We start from the raw sequence: 14,924 nt of genomic DNA, 5'->3' as shown, positions 1-14,924 counted from the left end.
CACTATGCATGACCTGCAGACGGATGAGATCAAGACCCCGGATGAGAACACCGCCATGGTGCTTCTGGTTGATGATCAGGCCATGATTGGCGAGGCTGTCCGGCGTGGACTGTCTGGCCACGAATCGATCGACTTCCACTTTTGCGCCGACCCGCATCAGGCAATTGCCCAGGCTGTGCGGATCAAGCCGACCGTGATTCTTCAGGATCTGGTCATGCCGGGCCTGGACGGTCTGACGCTGGTTCGCGAGTACCGCAGCAACCCGTTGACCCGCGATATCCCGATCATCGTGTTGTCCACCAAGGAAGACCCGCTGATCAAGAGCGCCGCGTTCTCGGCCGGGGCCAACGATTATCTGGTCAAACTGCCGGACAACATCGAACTGGTGGCGCGCATTCGCTACCACTCGCGCTCCTATATGACACTGCTGCAGCGTGACGAGGCCTATCGTGCCCTGCGGGTCAGCCAGCAACAGTTGCTTGACACCAATCTGGTGCTGCAACGCCTGATGAACTCCGATGGCCTGACGGGACTGTCCAACCGCCGCCATTTCGATGAGTACCTGGAGCTGGAGTGGCGGCGTGCCACTCGCGATCAGGCGCAGTTGTCGCTGCTGATGATCGATGTCGACTACTTCAAGGCTTACAACGACAATTTCGGGCACCTGGAGGGCGACGAGGCCCTGCGTCAGGTGGCGAAAGCCATCCGCAACAGTTGCAGTCGCCCGTCGGACTTGCCCGCGCGCTACGGCGGCGAGGAGTTTGCCATGGTCCTGCCCAATACTTCTCCAGGCGGGGCGCGTCTGCTGGCTGAAAAACTGCGTCAGAGCGTGTCAGGCATGAATATCCCGCATATCGCTCCAACGCCTGGTTCCAGCCTTACCGTGAGTATTGGTGTCGCTACCCTGACGCCGCAGGTCGGGATGCACAGCCGCCAGCTGATTCTGGATGCCGACAAGGGGCTTTATCAGGCCAAGAACAACGGACGCAATCAGGTCGCGGCAGGCTGACGCCGCCAGTGGCCGGTAAAATAGGCCTCACAACGCCTGCTCGACGGGCTGCTTTCGTGGCCTTGCCTGGGGTATACTCGTCGGCTTTGAAAATTTCGCCTGCGAGTGCTGCCTACCATGGAAATCAACCCGATCCTAAACAGCATCAAGGATTTGTCCGAGCGCTCCGAAACCATTCGGGGGTATCTTTGACTACGATCACAAACATGATCGTCTGACCGAAGTCAACCGCGAGCTCGAAGATCCAAACGTCTGGAACAACCCGGCCTACGCTCAGGAACTGGGGCGCGAGCGCTCCCTGCTGGCGCAGATCGTAGAAACCCTGGACGAAATGTCCTCGGGTCTGGCCGATGCCAAAGACCTGTTGCTGATGTCTGCCGAAGAAGAGGACCAGGCCGCCGTCGATGACGTCGCTGCCGAAGTCGAGCGCCTGCGCGAATCGCTGGAAAAGCTCGAATTCCGTCGCATGTTCAGTGGCGAGATGGACCCCAACAACGCCTACCTGGACATCCAGGCCGGTTCCGGCGGCACCGAAGCGCAGGACTGGGCCAACATCCTGTTGCGCATGTACCTGCGCTGGGCTGACAAGCGCGGTTTCGACGCCACCATCATGGAGCTGTCTGCCGGTGAAGTCGCCGGTATCAAGGGCGCTACCGTGCACATCAAGGGCGAATACGCCTTTGGCTGGCTGCGTACCGAGATCGGCGTTCACCGTCTGGTGCGCAAGAGCCCGTTCGATTCCGGCAACCGTCGCCACACCTCGTTCTCGGCCGTGTTCGTTTCGCCGGAAATCGATGACAACATCGAAATCGACATCAACCCGTCGGACCTGCGCATCGATACCTACCGCTCCTCCGGTGCCGGTGGTCAGCACGTAAACACCACAGACTCTGCGGTACGTATCACCCACGTCCCGACCAACACCGTGGTCAGTTGCCAGAACGAACGTTCCCAGCATGCGAACAAGGACACCGCCATGAAAATGCTGCGGGCCCGTTTGTATGAGCAGGAAGTGCAGAAGCGCAACGCAGCGTCCCAGGCGCTCGAAGACACCAAGTCCGATATCGGCTGGGGTCATCAGATTCGTTCCTATGTACTGGACGCCTCGCGTATCAAGGACCTGCGGACCAACATCGAACGCAGCGACTGCGACAAGGTGCTTGATGGCGATATCGACGAATACCTGATCGCGAGCCTCAAGCAAGGGCTGTAAACCGTCAGCCGACACCTCAAGTCCCTCGTCGCAAGACGAGGGCGAACCTGTGATGGAATATTTAAAGACATGAGCGACCAACAACTCGACCCGCAAGCCCTGCAACAGGAAGAAAACACCCTGATCGCCCTGCGCAAGGAAAAGCTTGCTGCAGGCCGTGCCAAGGGTCAGGCCTTCCCCAACGACTTCCGCCGCGACAGCTACTGCAACGACTTGCAGAAACAGTACGTCGACAAGACCAAGGAAGAACTGGCAGAGGCAGCGATTCCGGTCAAGGTCGCCGGTCGCATCATGCTCAACCGTGGCTCGTTCATGGTGATCCAGGACATGACCGGGCGTATCCAGGTCTATGTCAACCGCAAGACCCTGCCTGAAGAAACCCTGGCCGAGGTGAAAACCTGGGACCTGGGCGACATCATTGCTGCCGAAGGCACCCTGGCACGCTCCGGCAAGGGCGACCTGTACGTCGAGATGACCACCGTTCGCCTGCTGACCAAGTCGCTGCGTCCGCTGCCCGACAAGCACCATGGCCTGACCGACACCGAGCAGCGCTATCGCCAGCGTTACGTCGACCTGATCGTCAACGAAGACGTGCGTGAGACCTTCCGCGTGCGCTCGCAGGTTATCGCTCACATTCGCAGCTTCCTGATGAAGCGCGACTTCCTTGAAGTCGAAACGCCGATGCTGCAGACCATTCCAGGCGGTGCGGCAGCCAAGCCGTTCGAAACCCACCACAACGCGCTGGACATGGAAATGTTCCTGCGCATTGCGCCGGAGCTGTACCTCAAGCGTCTGGTGGTCGGTGGTTTCGAGAAAGTCTTCGAGATCAACCGCAACTTCCGTAACGAGGGCGTTTCGACCCGGCACAACCCCGAGTTCACCATGCTCGAGTTCTACCAGGCCTACGCTGATTACGAAGACAACATGGACCTGACCGAGGAGCTGTTCCGTGAACTGGCTCAACTGGTTCTGGGCACCACCGACGTGCCTTACGGCGACAAGGTGTTCCACTTCGGCGAACCGTTTGTGCGCCTGTCGGTGTTCGACTCGATCCTCAAGTACAACCCGGATCTGACCGCTGCCGATCTGCAGGACGTCGACAAGGCACGTGCCATTGCCAAAAAGGCCGGTGCCAAGGTGCTCGGCTTCGAAGGCCTGGGCAAATTGCAGGTGATGATTTTCGAAGAGCTGGTCGAGCACAAGCTGGAACAGCCGCACTTCATCACTCAGTACCCGTTCGAAGTCTCTCCGCTGGCTCGTCGCAACGACGAAAATCCGAGCGTAACCGACCGTTTCGAGTTGTTCATCGGCGGCCGTGAAATCGCCAATGCCTACTCCGAGCTCAACGACGCCGAAGATCAGGCCGAACGCTTCCAGGCTCAGGTGGCCGACAAGGATGCCGGTGACGACGAAGCCATGCACTACGACGCCGACTTCGTCCGTGCGCTGGAGTACGGCATGCCGCCCACTGCGGGCGAGGGGATCGGCATCGACCGGTTGGTGATGCTGCTCACCGACTCGCCTTCGATCCGCGACGTCATTCTGTTTCCGCACATGCGCCCGCAAGCGTAATCAATGAAAAAACAGCCGCCTTCAATGGGCGGCTTTTTTTTAGGTGTTTTTCAGGACGATTTAAAAAGGAAGCTGTCGTGACGATTGCCAGAGAAGGGGCCGCCGGAGTAGCGAGCGCGGTGGCCAAAAGTGTCAAGTATCAAGGCCGCAAGGCGGCCCGCGAAGGCAGTGAACAACGCAGGCAGGTCATTCTCGATGCGGCCATGCGTATCGTGGTACGCGACGGCGTGCGCGCTGTACGTCATCGCGCAGTGGCCGCTGAGGCCAGCGTACCGTTGTCGGCAACCACCTATTACTTCAAGGACATCAATGACCTGCTGACCGATGCCTTCGCCCAGTATGTACAGCGCAGTGCCGATTACCTGGCGCGGCTTTGGCAGAACACTGAAGGTATTCTGCGTGAGATGATGAGCCGTAGTTCGGGCAGCCCGACCGATCGATTTCGGCTGGCTGACGATATTGCGCGTATGGTGATGGAGCATATCCGGCATCAATTGCTGACCCGGCGCGACTACCTGATCGCCGAACAGGCGTTCTACCACGAAGCGCTGATCAACCCGCGTCTGACCCCGCTGGTGATGGCCCATCAGGAAATTCTGCTGCAGGGCAGTTGTCAGTTCTTTCAGGTGATTGGTTCGTTGCAGCCCTATCAGGACGCTCAGGTGTTGACGGGGCTTATCCGGCGCATTGAGTATCAAGGCCTGCTGCATGGCCCACAGCGTCAGGCGGACGAAGAAATGCTCTGTATTCTGACCCGGCAGATGCGTCTGGTTCTGGGGACGCCGCAGCCGGTTCGAGGGTGACTATACTTCGTTCGACGTGCTCTGGGTCGGCGGTTCAGACGGCTTGACGACCCTGCCAATTTCGATATTTTCCAGCGGTGGCGTGTTCTCATGCCGCCGAGCAGTAGCGAAACAGCCAGCCAAGGAGTACCGGTGGACGAGTATCAACAGACTATTCGTGCGTTATCGGATCGGATCGTCGTTGCACAGACGCCGATTCGCATTCTGGATGCAGTTAAATGGGATGAGACAGTTCGCAAGGAGTTTCTGGCCGCCAAGGGCAAGGCGCTTCCTGCCGTGGACCGTGCCTATTACGAAAACCGCCCGCTGGGCTTCGATTCGGTTGCCTTGAAACAAGAGTTTCAGAACATCGAGCGGGATGTCACGCGTCAACTGGGGCAGTTCAACCCGGTCGGGCAGATCATGCGCCGCATGTGCCGTGAGTACCGCATGGTGGTGCGTATGCTCGAAGCGCGTGGCACGCCTGACTTCGGGCTGATCTCGCAGGAGCTGTATGGCGCTGCGTCCGATGCCTTTCACGCCGGTGACCCGACGCTGGCCGATCTGGGCCTGATGCTCTCGGATTACCTGAACAACATCGCCGGGCGTGGTGATCTCAAGGACGAGCCGAAAACGCTCACGGCCAAGGACGCTGTTTCGCTGCTGCAATCGCGTTTGAATCGTGTGTTCGGTGAGGCCGAGGAGACCATTCGGGTTTTCGAGTCCGACGGTATCGTCGCCGACGCGGCCGCGGGTGCCGACTACATCAAGATCCGCACCGACGCGATGTTCAATGAGCGTGATGTACGGGCGCTGGAGGTTCACGAAGGGCTGGTACACGTCGGCACCACGTTGAACGGGCAAAACCAGCCGATCTGTACGTTCCTGTCCAAAGGTCCGCCCTCATCGACGGTCACTCAGGAAGGCCTGGCGATTCTCATGGAAGTCATCGCCTTCGCCTCCTACCCCAGCCGTTTGCGCAAGCTGACCAATCGTACCCGTGCCATTCACATGGCCGAGCAGGGTGCTGATTTTCTGCAGGTGTTCGAGTTTTACCGCGAGCAGGGCTTCGGCATGTCGGAGAGCTACGGCAACGCCAGTCGCGTATTCCGCGGCTCGGTGCCCAACGGCTTGCCGTTCACTAAAGACCTGTCCTATCTGAAAGGCTTCATCATGGTCTACAACTATATTCAGCTTGCCGTGCGCAAGGGCAAGCTCGAACAGGTGCCGCTGCTGTTCTGCGGCAAGACCACGCTGGAAGACATGCGCAGCCTGCGCCAACTGGTGGATGAAGGGCTGGTGGTGGCACCCAAATACCTGCCTGAGCAGTTCCGTGACATGAACGCGCTATCGGCCTGGATGTGCTTCTCCAACTTCCTCAACCACCTGAGCCTGGACCGTATCGAAGCGGACTACTCGAATATTTTGTAGGCCGAACTGACTATCGTGCCAATGCTCCGCGTTGGCACGCAGTGGGTGACGCTCCGCGTCACAAATCTGCGCCGCGCTGCACAGTCAGGATCGGACGCAGAGCGTCCAGAACGGCATTCCCACGCTGGAGCGTGAGGAACGATAATCTTGTAACTATCGTGCCATTGCTCTGCGCCAGCACGGCGGTGATGTGGCGATGAAAACAGCAAGGAAACCCCATTTGAAACTGCTCGGCATCTTCACCCTGTTCCTCGCACTCACCGGTTGCAGTTCGATGCTGTTCTACCCCGAGCAAGGTGTTCCGTTCACACCCGACAAGGCGCGCCTGCAGTATCAGGATGTGAACCTCACCGCCGCCGATGGTACGCGCCTGCATGGCTGGTGGCTGCCCGCGAAAGAGGGTGTACCGGTCAAGGGTACGGTGCTGCATCTGCATGGCAACGGCGGCAACCTGTCCTGGCATCTTGGTGGCGTCTGGTGGTTGCCCGAGCAGGGTTATCAGGTGCTGATGGTGGATTACCGCGGTTATGGCGAGTCGCAGGGCGAGCCGAGCCTGCCGGCGGTCTATCAGGATGTTCAGGCCGCTTTCGACTGGTTGAACACTGCACCGCAAGTGCAAGGCAAACCCCTTGTGGTTCTGGGGCAAAGCATTGGTGGAGCACTGGCGGTGCATTACCTGTCAGAACACCCGCAGGAGCGCTCGCGGCTCAAGGCGTTGGTGCTGGACAGCGTGCCGGCCAGCTACCGCAGCGTCGCGCGAAACTCGCTGAGCAAGTCGTGGCTGACCTGGCCGTTGAAGACGCCCTTGTCCTGGCTGATCCCGGAGGCCGACAGCGCCGTCAACGGCCTGCCACGATTGGCCGGCACACCGATGCTGATCTTTCACAGCATGGACGACACACTGGTGCCGCTCGCCAACGGCATCGAGCTGTACAAGGCGGCGCCTCCACCGCGGGTATTGCAATTGACCCGTGGCGAGCACGTACAGACGTTCGCCGACCCTCTCTGGCGTCAGGTGATGCTGCGCTATCTGGACGACCCGACGCATTTCAACGGCCTGCGTCGCCTTGCGCAAGTGCCCAACTATCCGACCCCAGCTACACCGCCAGCGCCATGAGTCGCGAGCGTAACGTCAACGGCATGATCCTCAGCGCTGTCGGTGCAGTCATCGGCACCGTCGGCTGCCTGTGGTTTTACGGCTATCTGCATTTTGCGAAGCCTGAAGATGCGCTATTGCTCAGTGAGTTCACCCTGCTCAAGACCGTGCCTGGCGAGGACTACAAGATCGCCGCGACGCCAGCGGACGAGGTGGCGCAATGCGTTGATGGCGTGCTGGTGCTGTTCGACACGTCGCGAAAGGGTTTGTCAGGCGTTTTGATTGATGATCACAGGCAAGCGGTGCGGTGCGTCGGCCAGCAGACGCCACAGCAATAAAGACGGCGATAATTTTCGGCATTAAAAAGCCCCGCCTGTATGCGCAGGCGGGGCTTGAGTGCAGCGGCTCAGTCGCTTATTTCATCGACGAGCGCGGTGCAACAGGCTGGTTGTCGTTGGAGATAGTAACTTCCACACGACGGTTCATGGCACGGCCCGAGTTGCTGGTGTTGTCAGCAACCGGATATTCCTTGCCGTAGCCCATGGTCACAACGCGCGCTGGATCTACACCCATACGTACCAGTGCCATGCGAACCGAATTGGCGCGGCGCTCGGACAGCGACTGGTTGTAGGAAGCAGAACCTGTGCTGTCGGTGTAGCCTTCAACGATCACTTTGCGATCAGGGTTTTCCTGAAGGAAAGCAGCCAGCTTGCCGATGTCGCCTTGAGCGGTCGGCTTCAGATCGGCCTTGTTGTAGTCGAACAGCACGTCACCGAACGTTACCAGCGTACCGCGTTCGGTCTGCTTGGCGTTCAGGCTGTTTTTCAGCGCAGCGATCTGAGCATCACGAGCTTCCAGGCGTGCCTTGGCGCGGTCAGCAGAAGCGTTCTGCAGAGCCGCTTCGGAGGTGCGCAGGGCAATGGTCTGCTTGGCCAGTTCTACGCGCTGGTTGGTCAGGTAAGACAGTTGGTCAACTTTCTTGACGTCATCATCGTTACGGAAAGCCTGTTCTGCCTTGGCCAGCCATTCACTGGCGTCCTTGGTTTCAAGCGCCGCGACTTTAGTGGCTTCCGGGTTGGTCTGCAGCGCGGTGAAGTTGCTGCGAGCCTGTTCCAGATTAGGGTTTGGCTTGGTTGCACAGGCTGCCAGGGCAACACTCATGGCCAGCAGAGCAGGGATCATCAATTGTTTACGCATAATATTGTCGTCCTTTAATCAGTTACGAATTCATGAAAACAGAAAGGGTTCAGGGCAATCACTGCACCTGACGCAGGCCTTCTTCACGGAGTTCGTTGACGCCCTGACGAGCATCCTGCACAGCCTTGGCAGCCTTGGCGGCCTGAGATTTGCGTTCTGCTACACGAGCGTCCCACTCGGCTTGTTCAGCCAGACGGCGAGCTTCGTCGTACTTGTGATCCTGCATGGCCAGATCAGCTTCTTTGAGCTTGTCCTGAGCCGACTTCATTTCCACCGCTGCGAATTCGGTACCGCCGGCGCTGACAGCGCTGTTGACGGCCGATTGCGAAACTGCATATTGCTCGGATGGCGGGTTACCTGCGCAACCGGCGAGGATAAAGGTGCTACCGAGCGCCAGCGCAGCCAGCTTGAGACCGCGCAGGCCTTTGAACTTGGTTTTGGCAGTTAAGGTGTTCATGGTGATCAACTCCATTGTCTGACTCCGAACGTGGTTATCCATGACAGTTGTTGCATCAAGTCCGGGCATGAGGTCGTACAACCGCCTGCTGCCTTTCGGGCTTTCCTGTAATGGTTAAAGGCTCCGACCTGCGCGGTTTTTGAATAGTTCAGATAAATATCTACTGCGTGGTCAGGAATTTTCAGGGGGCTTCAGAAAGCGGTCAGCATGTTGGTCGACATGTGAACGGACGTCGATGCAGAATTAATCAGGCACTGAGGTGCGGCTTTTTGTTGAACCATTTGTCCAATCGCAGGCTTTTGGTGCACTGTTGGCATGCGGATTTAAATTCACGTACGCCCGCGCTGTTTTGCGGGTACGCAACTGAGCCCAGACAAAAACCGGGAGAGGAACGATGGCCGATATCGATGCGCGTCTGCGCGAAGACGTTCACCTGCTGGGTGAGCTGTTGGGTAACACGATTCGTGAGCAACGAGGCGCTGAATTCCTCGACAAGATCGAACGTATTCGCAAGGGCGCCAAGGCGGGCAGGCGCGGTTCTGCAGAAGGTGCCGAGCAACTCAGCGCCAGTGTCGACGGGCTGGGTGATGATGAACTCCTGCCTGTGGCCCGCGCTTTCAATCAGTTTCTCAACCTGGCCAATATTGCCGAGCAGTATCAGCTCATGCATCGTCGTGACGATACCCAGCCTCTGCCGTTTGAGTCGCGGGTGCTGCCCGAGCTGCTTGACCGCCTGAAAACGGAAGGTCACACGCCTGAAGCTCTGGCGCGTCAGCTGAGCAAGCTGGAAATCGAGCTGGTGCTGACAGCTCACCCCACCGAAGTGGCACGCCGCACGCTCATTCAGAAATACGACGCGATTGCTGCGCAGTTGGCCGCGCTCGATCATCGTGACCTCAACAGCACCGAGCGCGCACAGATTACCTCGCGCTTGCAGCGTCTGATCGCCGAGGCGTGGCATACCGAAGAGATCCGGCGTATCCGGCCCACGCCGGTTGATGAGGCCAAATGGGGTTTTGCGGTTATCGAGCACTCCCTATGGCACGCCATTCCGAATTACCTGCGCAAGGCTGACCATGCATTGCACGCAGCCACCGGCCTGCATTTGCCTCTGGAGTCCGCGCCGATCCGCTTTGCCTCGTGGATGGGCGGAGACCGTGACGGCAACCCGAATGTCACGGCCGCGGTTACCCGTGAAGTGTTGTTGCTGGCGCGCTGGATGGCGGCTGACCTTTATTTGCGTGATGTGGATAACCTGGCCGCAGAGCTGTCGATGCAACAGGCCAGCGACGCCTTGCGGGCCAGCGTCGGTGACAGTGCCGAGCCTTATCGGGCAGAACTCAAGCGTCTGCGTGAGCGCCTGCGCGCGACGCGCAATTGGGCCAATGCCTCATTGAGCGAGGCCTTGCCTGCGCCTGAAGCGGTGCTGCGAGACAACCGCGAGCTGCTGGACCCGCTGCTGCTGTGCTTCCAGTCGCTGCATGAGTGCGGCATGGGCGTGATTGCCGACGGGCCGCTTCTGGATTGCCTGCGCCGTGCCGTCACGTTCGGCCTGTTTCTGGTGCGTCTGGATGTCCGCCAGGACTCCAGTCGCCACTGTGCCGCGATGACTGAAATTACCGATTATCTGGGGTTGGGTCGCTACGAGGAGTGGGACGAGCAGACCCGCATCGACTTTCTGTTGCGCGAACTGAACAACCGCAGACCGTTGCTGCCAAGCTACTTCAAACCGGCAGCCGACACCGCAGAAGTGCTGGCAACCTGCAGGGTAGTGGCAGCAGCTCCGGCAGCTTCGCTGGGCTCTTACGTCATTTCGATGGCAGGTTCGGCATCCGACGTGCTGGCCGTGCAGTTGCTGCTCAAGGAATCCGGGCTGCAACGGCCGATGCGTGTGGTGCCGTTGTTCGAGACCCTGGCTGACCTCGATAACGCCGGGCCGGTGATCGAGACGCTGCTCGGCTTGCCGGGCTATCGCTCGCGTCTGCACGGCCCGCAGGAAGTCATGATCGGTTATTCCGACTCGGCCAAGGACGCGGGCACTACGGCGGCGGCCTGGGCCCAGTACCGCGCGCAGGAAAAGCTGGTGGAGATCTGTCGCGAGCAGCAGGTCGAACTGCTGCTGTTCCACGGTCGCGGCGGTACGGTTGGTCGTGGTGGCGGTCCCGCGCATGCGGCGATTCTGTCGCAGCCGCCAGGTTCGGTAGCCGGGCGCTTCCGGACCACCGAGCAAGGGGAAATGATTCGTTTCAAATTCGGCCTGCCGGACATCGCCGAACAGAACCTCAATCTCTATCTGGCAGCGGTGCTGGAGGCGACCCTGCTGCCGCCACCGCCTCCGCAACCGGCGTGGCGGACAATGATGGACCAGATGGCCGCTGACGGGGTCAGTGCCTATCGCGCGGTAGTGCGCGAGAACCCTGAGTTCGTCGAGTATTTCCGTCAGGCAACGCCCGAGCAGGAACTGGGGCGCCTGCCACTCGGCAGTCGCCCGGCCAAGCGCCGCGAAGGTGGCGTGGAAAGCCTGCGCGCCATTCCGTGGATCTTCGCCTGGACGCAGACGCGTCTTATGTTGCCCGCCTGGCTGGGTTGGGAAGCTGCGCTAAGCAAGGCTCTGGAGCGCGGCGAGGGTACGGTGCTGGCGCAGATGCGCGAACAGTGGCCGTTCTTCAGAACCCGCATCGACATGCTGGAAATGGTCCTCGCCAAAGCCGATTCGGACATTGCCCGACTCTATGACGAGCGTCTGGTCAGTGCTGAGCTGCAACATTTAGGCGCACAATTACGCGACCTATTGTCGCAGGCGTGCAATGTGGTTCTGGGGCTGACCGGGCAGAAGCAACTGCTGGCGCATAGCCCTGAAACGCTGGAATTCATCAGTCTGCGCAACACCTATCTCGACCCGTTGCATTTGCTCCAGGCCGAGCTGTTGTCCCGCTCCCGCAGTCGCGAAGCCAGTCTGGACAGCCCTCTGGAACTGGCGCTGCTGGTGTCTGTAGCCGGGATCGCTGCCGGTCTGCGTAACACTGGTTGAACACGCGCATTACTTTAATTGCCGGGCCGTTTTGGCCCGGCATTGGCAATGCCGGGTTTGCGGGCTGGCCTGCCGGAAACGTTGATACAGATCACGCCGCTCGACAATCGGGGCGCGCAAGCCGGTGCGCACGCGGTTAATGCGACTTTTGGCGGCTTGTGCGGCCTCGGTCGGCTGTGTATCTTGATCAGCCTTTCGGCCTGTTGGCCTGATTATTTTTAGATTGGCCCCCGAGGCGAATCCGTTGATTTCACTATAAAAATTTTGAGGAGCATGACGATGCGCGTGATTCTGCTAGGAGCTCCCGGGGCCGGTAAAGGTACTCAGGCAAAATTCATCACTGAAAAGTTCGGCATCCCGCAGGTTTCGACAGGCGACATGCTGCGCGCTGCAGTCAAGGCTGAAACCGAGCTTGGCCTGAAGGCCAAGAGTGTCATGGACTCGGGTGGTCTGGTTTCCGATGACCTGATCATTGGTCTGATCAAGGATCGTCTGGCCCAGCCGGATTGTGCGAACGGCGTTCTGTTCGACGGCTTCCCGCGCACCATTCCTCAGGCCGAAGCCCTGTTGAAAGCAGGTCTGGAAATCGACCACGTGCTGGAAATCGCCGTTGATGACGAAGAAATCGTCAAGCGCATGTCGGGCCGCCGGGTTCACGAAGGCTCTGGTCGCATCTATCACACCATCTTCAACCCGCCGAAAGTCGAGGGTATCGATGATGTGACTGGCGAACCGCTGCTGCAGCGCAAGGACGACGTCGAAGAGACCGTGCGCCATCGCCTGTCGGTCTACCATGCCCAGACCAAGCCGCTGGTCGAGTTCTACAGCAAGCTGGAAGCGAAGGATGGCAAGCCCAAATGCAGCCATATTCCTGGCGTCGGCTCGGTTGAAGAGATCACTGCAAAAGTACTGGAAGCCCTGAAGTAAGACTTTCAGTCTGAACAATAAATGGCCCGCTTGCGGGCCATTTGTCATTTATACTGCTGCACTTTTCACCCTGACCATGACGGAAACACCGATGACCACCTTGCTGGCCCTGGACACCGCCACTGAAGCCTGCTCGGTCGCTTTGCTGCACGATGGCAAAGTGCTGAGCCACTACGAGGTGATCCCGCGCCTGCATGCCCAGCGGCTGCTGCCCATGATCAAAAGCCTGATGGCCGAGGCAGGCATTGCGATGTCGGCGCTGGATGCCATCGCGTTCGGGCGCGGCCCTGGCGCTTTCACCGGCGTGCGCATTGCCATTGGTGTCGTGCAAGGCCTGGCGTTCGCGCTGGAGCGCCCGGTATTGCCTGTTTCCAATCTTGCCGTGCTGGCCCAGCGTGCCTTTCGTGAGCATGGCGTGTCCCAGGTGGCATCGGCCATTGATGCGCGCATGGATGAGGTGTATTGGGGTTGCTATCACGAGACAGCCGGGGAGATGCGTCTGCTCGGCAACGAGGCGGTCATGGCGCCCGAGTTGGCGACACTGCCTGCGCACACCAGTGGACAATGGTTTGGAGCCGGTACTGGCTGGGGCTATGCCGAGCGCATCCCGGTCAGTCTGGCCGGTCATGACGCAGGCATGCTGCCCCATGCGCAGGACTTGCTGACGCTGGCGTCCTTCGCCTGGGCGCGTGGCGAAGCCCTGCCGGCAGACGACGCCCAGCCGGTCTATCTGCGCGATAAGGTTGCAACGCCCAAAGCGCGTTGATGTGATTGGCTTCAAGGCACGCCACAGTGTTCTGCTGTCGTGCCTGTCCAAGTCATACTATTCCGTCTATAGCTGGAAAAATATCAATTCGCCATCTACCGTTTATCGTCTGAATGGTCTTTAATCTCATTTGGCGAAAACAATTTGCAATATGTGTGGTCTAGTTATCGTTAAGCAATTTGCGAACTACAAGGCAGTAACGCTAAATTGCCACTATCGACGCCGAGTATATAATCGATGCGCATAGACGGAACCTCATCACGCTCTTACCCCATCAAGCGAAAGCCGCAGAAGACGCCTTCGACCGTTGAAGGTTCTTTCGAGGAAGTCGTAGTTGATGCCGAGTTGCCGCCGCCTCCGGCGCAGGCTCGTCGCGATGCGGGTGATTCACCGATTGGCAGCACTGCCAACGTGCCTGCGCGTCCACAAGACATCATTTTCCCGCGCTCCATGAGCTCTCGTGTCGCTCACGCGCTGGCCAGCTACCTGACCACCGCCAGCTTTGTCGATTGGGACCTTGAAGTATCGGGGCTCGATCTTCACGTTTGACCGTGTCTCGCCTGCCTTACTACCTAGGTTGTCCGTCATGGAGTGAAAACGCCTGGCGCGATTCGCTGTATCCCGAAGATGCCCGCCCGAATGATTTCCTGAATCTCTACACTCAGGTATTCAACGCTGTCGAAGGCAACACCACATTTTACGCCCGTCCCGCCGCCACTACAGTGCAGCGCTGGGCAGAAACGATGCCCGATGATTTTCGTTTCACCGCCAAATTCCATAAAGACATCAGTCATAACGGCGACCTTCGTGAGCAGGTGGGCGCAGCTGAGGAATTCATCCGTCTGCTTGCGCCTCTGGGTGGGCGGATCGCACCGTTCTGGCTGCAGTTGCCCGCCAGCTTTACACCGCAGCGTCTGGCCGAGCTGGCCGGTTTTCTTGATGAACTCAATGTGCCGCTCGCCGTAGAAGTACGCAACATCGCGTTTTTCATGAAGGGTGATGAAGAGCGCATGCTCAATCGCCTGCTGCTGGATCGAGGCGTCGAGCGCATCTGTCTCGACTCCCGGGCATTGTTCAGCTGTGTCTCGAGCGATCCCGCAGTCCTGCACGCGCAATCGAAAAAGCCCAAGGTGCCGCCTCGTCCTGCTGCGCTGACGCTGTTTCCCCAGGTCCGTTTCATCGGCGGTCCTGACCTGAAGGCCAATGATCAGTTTTTGGTGCAGTGGGTGGAAAAGGTCGCCGTGTGGATCGAAGAGGGGCGCACGCCTTATGTCTTCCTGCACACCCCTGACAACATCAAGGCTGCCGAGCAGGCCATGCGCTTTCACCAGCAACTAATGGCGCGATTGCCTGGCTTGCCGGCATTGTTCGAGCTGGATCGCGGGCCTCAGGTGGAACAGTTGGGCTTGCTCTGAGGTCTTCCAGGTGTGGGTTGACAGAGCC

Annotated in this window: 14 protein-coding genes; 12 read left to right on the top strand and 2 right to left on the bottom strand. The window is 59.2% G+C overall.

What is annotated here, in order from left to right:
• Nucleotides 1-4: 4 nt before the first annotated feature.
• The 7 genes from RYC17_RS10725 to RYC17_RS10695 all read left to right on the top strand — a co-directional run bounded on the left by RYC17_RS10725 (nucleotide 5) and on the right by RYC17_RS10695 (nucleotide 7,441).
• Complete coding sequence (locus RYC17_RS10725) at nucleotides 5-1,009, top strand: PleD family two-component system response regulator (protein ID WP_058399634.1); 1,005 nt, start codon at nucleotides 5-7, stop codon at nucleotides 1,007-1,009.
• Between the two features lie 117 nt (nucleotides 1,010-1,126).
• Nucleotides 1,127-2,222 (top strand): peptide chain release factor 2 gene (gene prfB, locus RYC17_RS10720; RefSeq protein ID WP_122259221.1). Its coding sequence is split into 2 segments (ribosomal slippage): nucleotides 1,127-1,198 and nucleotides 1,200-2,222, totalling 1,095 coding nucleotides; the frame shifts between segments, so codons are not numbered across the junction.
• A 69-nt stretch (nucleotides 2,223-2,291) separates the two neighbouring features.
• Nucleotides 2,292-3,794 carry a lysine--tRNA ligase gene (lysS, locus tag RYC17_RS10715; RefSeq protein ID WP_005732488.1) on the top strand — a complete coding sequence of 501 codons (1,503 nt, stop codon included), beginning with the start codon at nucleotides 2,292-2,294 and terminating at the stop codon, nucleotides 3,792-3,794.
• 77 nt (nucleotides 3,795-3,871) lie between these two features.
• Nucleotides 3,872-4,597 carry a TetR/AcrR family transcriptional regulator gene (locus RYC17_RS10710; protein ID WP_005743405.1) on the top strand — a complete coding sequence of 242 codons (726 nt, stop codon included), beginning with the start codon at nucleotides 3,872-3,874 and terminating at the stop codon, nucleotides 4,595-4,597.
• Between the two features lie 90 nt (nucleotides 4,598-4,687).
• Nucleotides 4,688-6,007 carry a flavohemoglobin expression-modulating QEGLA motif protein gene (locus RYC17_RS10705; protein ID WP_177342336.1) on the top strand — a complete coding sequence of 440 codons (1,320 nt, stop codon included), beginning with the start codon at nucleotides 4,688-4,690 and terminating at the stop codon, nucleotides 6,005-6,007.
• Between the two features lie 220 nt (nucleotides 6,008-6,227).
• Nucleotides 6,228-7,124: an alpha/beta hydrolase gene (locus RYC17_RS10700; protein ID WP_058399636.1), complete on the top strand. Its 897-nt coding sequence runs from the start codon at nucleotides 6,228-6,230 to the stop codon at nucleotides 7,122-7,124.
• Nucleotides 7,121-7,441: a hypothetical protein gene (locus RYC17_RS10695; protein WP_058407362.1), complete on the top strand. Its 321-nt coding sequence runs from the start codon at nucleotides 7,121-7,123 to the stop codon at nucleotides 7,439-7,441. Before RYC17_RS10700 ends, RYC17_RS10695 begins: the two co-directional genes overlap by 4 nt.
• 76 nt (nucleotides 7,442-7,517) lie before the next feature.
• On the opposite strand, the gene RYC17_RS10690 is transcribed toward RYC17_RS10695, so the two are convergent.
• Nucleotides 7,518-8,300 carry an OmpA family protein gene (locus RYC17_RS10690; protein WP_002554755.1) on the bottom strand — a complete coding sequence of 261 codons (783 nt, stop codon included), beginning with the start codon at nucleotides 8,298-8,300 and terminating at the stop codon, nucleotides 7,518-7,520.
• A 58-nt stretch (nucleotides 8,301-8,358) separates the two neighbouring features.
• Complete coding sequence (locus RYC17_RS10685) at nucleotides 8,359-8,772, bottom strand: DUF4398 domain-containing protein (protein WP_004657980.1); 414 nt, start codon at nucleotides 8,770-8,772, stop codon at nucleotides 8,359-8,361.
• Between the two features lie 379 nt (nucleotides 8,773-9,151).
• Here RYC17_RS10685 and ppc point away from each other — a divergent pair, with 379 nt between their 5' ends.
• From ppc to RYC17_RS10660, 5 genes are all read left to right on the top strand, one after another.
• Nucleotides 9,152-11,788 carry a phosphoenolpyruvate carboxylase gene (ppc, locus tag RYC17_RS10680; RefSeq protein ID WP_316903033.1) on the top strand — a complete coding sequence of 879 codons (2,637 nt, stop codon included), beginning with the start codon at nucleotides 9,152-9,154 and terminating at the stop codon, nucleotides 11,786-11,788.
• Nucleotides 11,789-12,067: 279 nt separating this feature from the next.
• Entirely contained in the window at nucleotides 12,068-12,715 is a 648-nt protein-coding gene (gene adk, locus RYC17_RS10675) for an adenylate kinase (RefSeq protein WP_002554752.1), read from the top strand.
• Nucleotides 12,716-12,806: 91 nt separating this feature from the next.
• Nucleotides 12,807-13,481, top strand: a complete 675-nt coding sequence (tsaB, locus tag RYC17_RS10670; RefSeq protein ID WP_058399639.1) for a tRNA (adenosine(37)-N6)-threonylcarbamoyltransferase complex dimerization subunit type 1 TsaB — start codon at nucleotides 12,807-12,809, stop codon at nucleotides 13,479-13,481.
• Nucleotides 13,482-13,718: 237 nt separating this feature from the next.
• A complete protein-coding gene (locus RYC17_RS10665) occupies nucleotides 13,719-14,030 on the top strand; it encodes a hypothetical protein (protein ID WP_002554750.1) in 312 nt (103 codons plus the stop codon).
• Between the two features lie 2 nt (nucleotides 14,031-14,032).
• Nucleotides 14,033-14,896, top strand: a complete 864-nt coding sequence (locus RYC17_RS10660; protein ID WP_316903104.1) for a DUF72 domain-containing protein — start codon at nucleotides 14,033-14,035, stop codon at nucleotides 14,894-14,896.
• The last annotated feature ends 28 nt before the right edge of the window (nucleotides 14,897-14,924 follow it).

This window comes from Pseudomonas syringae group sp. J248-6, from assembly GCF_032586995.1.
Lineage (GTDB): Bacteria > Pseudomonadota > Gammaproteobacteria > Pseudomonadales > Pseudomonadaceae > Aquipseudomonas > Aquipseudomonas amygdali.
This window is presented reverse-complemented; position numbering and strand designations above follow the sequence as displayed.